Raw genomic sequence first — 4,434 nt, 5'->3', positions numbered from 1 at the left:
GGGCGGGGTGGCCGGCCCGCGCCCCCCGCGGGGCCGGAACAGCCGGCCCTACGGGTTCCAACGTCGCTCAGTGCGTGAGGCCGAACACGTAGTACGACAAGCCCATCAACCCCAGCACCGCGGCCCCGGGCGACACCTCGCGGCCGCGGCCCGCCAGCACCTTCAGCACCGGGTGCGCGAGCAGCCCGGCCGTCAGCCCGTTCGCGATGTTGTAGGTGAACACCACCATCACGATCGTCACGAACGCCGGCACCGCCTCGGTCAGGTCGTCGAACTCGATCCGCCGCACCGCCCCCATCATGAGCACGCCGACCGCGACCAGCGCCGGGCCGTAGGCGTAGGCCATCGTCTGGAGCGGTTGCACGAGCGGGATGAAGAACAGCGTGGCCGCGAAGAGCAGGGCCGTCACGACCGCGGCCAGCCCCGTTCGCGCGCCCTCCTTTACCCCGGTCGCCGACTCGATGTACGCGCCGCTCGTGGACGACCCGACCACCGACGCGAACACGCACGCGGCCGCGTCCACGAGCATCGGCTTTCGCGGGTCGGGGAAGTTGCCGTCCTCGTCGAGCATGTCGCCGGCCGCCCCAACGGCGACGAGCGTGCCGAGTGTGTCGAGGAAGCTCATCAGGAACAGCGTGAGCAGCACCGGCAGGAACGCGAGCGTCAGCACGCCGCTCACGTCGAGTTGGAACGCGATCGGCGCGAGGGAGTAGTCGCCGGTGAACGGCAGGGCGACGACGCCTTGCGGTGCCGCGCCGTGGCCGAGGGCGTACCCGGCGGCCGCGGTCGCGACGATGCCGACGAGCAGCGCGCCCTTCACGCGGCGGATCAGCAGCACCGTCATCAGCAGGAACCCACCGACGGCGAGCAGCACCTTCGGGTCGTGCAGGTCGCCGATCTTCAGCGGCACCGCCGGCCGGCCCAGCAGCGGCGACCCCGCGGCCTGGAGCGCCGCCGCCGGCACCCCTTCAACAAAGCTCGCGACGACCCGCGTTTCGTACAGCCCGACGAGCGCGAGGAACAGGCCGATGCCGGCGGCGAAGCTGTGCTTCAGGCTCGGGGAGACGGCCCGCGCGAGCCACTGGCGGACGCCGAGCAGCGTGACGACGAGGAACACCACCCCGGCGACGAACACCGCCCCGAGCCGCTGCTGCCACGACACCGGCACGCCCGCGATGGTGACGGCCGTCAGGCCGAACGCGATGAAGGCGTTCTCGCCCATGTACGGCGCGACCGCGATCGGCCGGTTCGCGTACAGCCCCATGAGCAGGCACCCGGCCACGGCGACGAGGATCGTGGCGACCGTGCTCGGGCCGACGGGGAGCCCCGCGAACGCGAGGATCGCCGGGTTCACGACGACGATGTACGCCATCGTCGCGAACGTCGTGGCCCCGCCGAGCACCTCGGTGCGCGCGGTCGTGCCGCGTTCGGTGAACTTGAAGTAGCGGGCGAGTGCGGTGCGCATGCGGGACAGTATACCGCCGCGGGGGCGCCCCGTGAGCCGGCGAGGGCAGCCGGCCGCAGGAGGCGACTCGCTCCGCGAGTCGCGCCCCAGTGCTCCGACGTGGGCGGGTGTGGCTCGGAGCGCCGCCGGTGTCACTCGCGGAGCGAGTGACCTACTTTGTGGTCACTTCACGCCGCGCGGGGTGGCGCGGAGTTGCTCGAGCACGGCTGGGTCGAGCCGCGCCCTGCCGAGGGCCGCGGCGTTCCGGTTCAGCGCGTCGGCGAGGGCGTGCCCGAGGTCCGGGTGCCGGAGCCGCAGCGCCTCCACCGCGGCCGCGCCGCGCTCGAACGGCCCGGCCTTGGCCGGGAACTTCGGGAACGGGCTGTCCGCCACCCGAACGACCAGCTCGTTCGACGCCTTGGCCGCGGCCTCGGTGTCGCGGTACGCGAGGACGATCGCCTCGCCCAGCCGGCCGGCAGCGCTAGCGTCCCGGGCCGCGACGGCATCCGGGTCGAGCTTCTTGAGCGGGCCGGTGGCGGGGAACTGCTCGGCCTCCAGCTTGCGGAACCGGGCCTCGGCCTCGTCGAGCCGCCGCTCGCGGACGTACAGGAGCCCGAGTTCAATCGACCACCGCACCACCTTCTCGGGGCTCGTGCCGCGGTTCTCCAGGCCCGCGATCAGCTCGCGCTCGCGGGTCGAGACGATCTTCTCGGGCGGGCGGACGTCGGGCAGGCCGGCCGCCGGCGCGGTCGCGGCCCCGGCGTCGTGCGGCGGGTTCACCTTCGCGTAGACGAGGACCCCGGCGGCCAGCGAAGCGGCGCACCCGACGGCGGCAACCGCCCACCGGCCCCAGCGAACGGGCGGGGCCGCTGGCACGGGGCCGGTCAGGGGGACCGTCGCGCTCGGGGAAGTCGGCACGGCCCCAGTCGGCACGGGGACGCCGTTCGTCTGAGTGGCCGAAAGGGCTAGCGCCGGCGGGGCCGACACGGCCAGCCCGTCGCGGACCCGCACCAGGTCGCGGAGGATCTCGCGGGCCGACTGGTACCGCGCGTCGGGCGCCTTTGCCATCATCCGGTGGACCATCGCGCACAGGTCGGGCGGCAGGTCGGGCCGCACCTCGGCGAGCGGCCGCGGGGTCTCCTGGACGTGCTTGATCGCCACGTCGAACGGGGTGACGCCGCGGAACGGGGGCTCGCCGGCGAGCAGGTGGTAGCACGTCACCCCGAGGGAGTACAGGTCGCTGCGGTGGTCGACCGGCTTGCCCTGCACCTGCTCGGGCGACATGTACAGCGGGGTGCCGAGGGTGACACCGCTCTGCGTGAGGTTGTGGGCCGCCTTCCCGCCGTCGAAGAACCGGGACAGGCCGAAGTCGGTCACCTTTACCTCGACCCTGCGGGTGACCAGGATGTTCTCGGGCTTGATGTCGCGGTGGACGATCCCCTCCTCGTGCGCCTTCTGGAGCGCGAGGACCACCTGGCGGACCACGCTGAGGGTGACGGCGAGGTCTGGCGGCCCCTTGCGGACGAGGTACTCGCGGAGGTTCCGGCCCTCGACGTACTCGAGCACCATGTACCGGGTGCCGGCGTGCTCGCCAATCTGGTGGATGTGGACGATGTTCGGGTGGTTCAGCTTGGCGACCGCCTCGGCCTCGGCCTGGAACCGCTTGAGGGCGGTCGGGTTCGTGGCGAGGTCGTTGCGGAGCAACTTGACGGCCACGTCCCGCTTCAGCGAGAGCTGCCGGGCGAGGTACACCTGCCCCATGCCGCCGGCCCCAATGCGGCGGAGCAACTGGTAGTCGCCGAGGGTGCGGCCGGTCAGGTCGGGAGGCGGGGCCGCCCCGTCCGGTGAGTCGGCCGGGTCGAGGGGCTGGGTGTCCGGCATCGGTCCGGCTCCGGTGGGTCTGCGGCGCGAACAACCCGGGGCGGGGGCGTCGCGCTTCGCGGCCGGCGGGAATGGCGGTGCCGTCATCATATCGGCCCGTTCGCGAAAGAAAAATGAGAGCCCCGGCGGGCCGGGTGCCTCTTAGTTTTGGGCATCTGGGCGAGCGGGGGACGTGAGTCCCCCCGGTGGAACCGCGATTCACACTCACAGGGGGGACTCACGTCCCCCGCTCGCCAAAACCCAACGGCCCCGGACTATACTGTACCTTCCCACTGCCACCCGCCGGAGATCCCATGCGCCCCGCCCTCCCCGTCGCCGCACTTCTCGCCGCCGCGCTCGCCGTCACCGCCTCCGCGCAGACGCCCACGGCGGGCGAGAAGGCCGTCATGACCCACGTCGTGCAGATCGACGGCAGGGCCGACGTGGACGAGAAGCTCGCGGCCGCGGCCCGGGTGGTCGCCGAGTTCGAGACCGGCACCGACGCGCTCCTCGCGAAGCTCGCGAAGCACCCGGAGATCGGCGGCGTGAAGCTGCTCGACGCGACAAAGTGTACCGACAAGGGGTTCGCGGCGCTCAAGGAGCTACCGCACCTCCGCAAGCTCGTGCTCGGCAAGGCGTCGCTGACCCCCGCATCGGCCGCGGCCATCGGCCAGTGCAAGAACCTCCGCTACCTCGGGCTCGTCGGGTGCGGGGTGACCGACGCCGAGTTCGCGGGGATGAAGGACCTCACGATGCTGGAGCACCTGGCGCTGTCCGAGAACCCGCAGATCACCGACAAAACGATGGCGGTGGTGAAGGGGTACGCGCGGCTCCGCGTGCTGTACCTGAACAAGACCGGGATCACCGACAAGGGGCTCGCGGACCTGAAGCCGCTCGACGGGCTCCGCACGCTGAGCGTGAAGGCCACCCGGGTCACCGCCGACGCGGCCGACAAGTTCGTGGACGAGATGCCCAACCTGAGGAGCGTCGGGCAGTAGACCGCGCGGCCGGCGTAAGCCGTCTGTTCTGCGAGCGAGCACGAGGGGGGGGCGATAGACTTTGGCGAGCGGGGGACGTGAGTCCCCCGGTGGATCGCGAAAGGCGGTTCTACCGGGGGACTCACGTCCCCC

3 protein-coding genes are annotated in these 4,434 nt (G+C 72.1%); 1 reads left to right on the top strand and 2 read right to left on the bottom strand.

The genetic code is table 11. The annotated features are described in order from the left end of the window. Positions 1-67: 67 nt before the first annotated feature. Together ACTIGN_RS30445 and ACTIGN_RS30440 are read right to left on the bottom strand one after the other, a co-directional pair. Entirely contained in the window at positions 68-1,465 is a 1,398-nt protein-coding gene (locus ACTIGN_RS30445) for an NCS2 family permease (RefSeq protein WP_439631034.1), read from the bottom strand. 162 nt (positions 1,466-1,627) lie between these two features. Further along, positions 1,628-3,325, bottom strand: coding sequence for a serine/threonine-protein kinase (locus ACTIGN_RS30440; RefSeq protein ID WP_439631032.1), 1,698 nt, complete (start codon positions 3,323-3,325; stop codon positions 1,628-1,630). A gap of 293 nt (positions 3,326-3,618) precedes the next feature. Between ACTIGN_RS30440 and ACTIGN_RS30435 the strand changes: the two genes are divergently transcribed. Continuing rightward, positions 3,619-4,302, top strand: coding sequence for a hypothetical protein (locus tag ACTIGN_RS30435; protein WP_439631031.1), 684 nt, complete (start codon positions 3,619-3,621; stop codon positions 4,300-4,302). Positions 4,303-4,434 lie beyond the last annotated feature (132 nt).

The organism is Gemmata sp., assembly GCF_051859125.1.
Classification (GTDB): domain Bacteria; phylum Planctomycetota; class Planctomycetia; order Gemmatales; family Gemmataceae; genus Gemmata.
Note: the sequence above shows the minus strand (reverse complement) of the source record. Positions and strands in the feature narration are given on the sequence as shown.

What these genes read in the sequence shown, in the direction of transcription:
- ACTIGN_RS30445 (WP_439631034.1), bottom strand. Translation starts at nt 1,465, where the DNA reads ATGCGCACCGCACTCGCCCGCTACTTCAAGTTCACCGAACGCGGCACG.
- ACTIGN_RS30435 (WP_439631031.1), top strand. Translation starts at nt 3,619, where the DNA reads ATGCGCCCCGCCCTCCCCGTCGCCGCACTTCTCGCCGCCGCGCTCGCC.
- ACTIGN_RS30440 (WP_439631032.1), bottom strand. Translation starts at nt 3,325, where the DNA reads ATGCCGGACACCCAGCCCCTCGACCCGGCCGACTCACCGGACGGGGCG.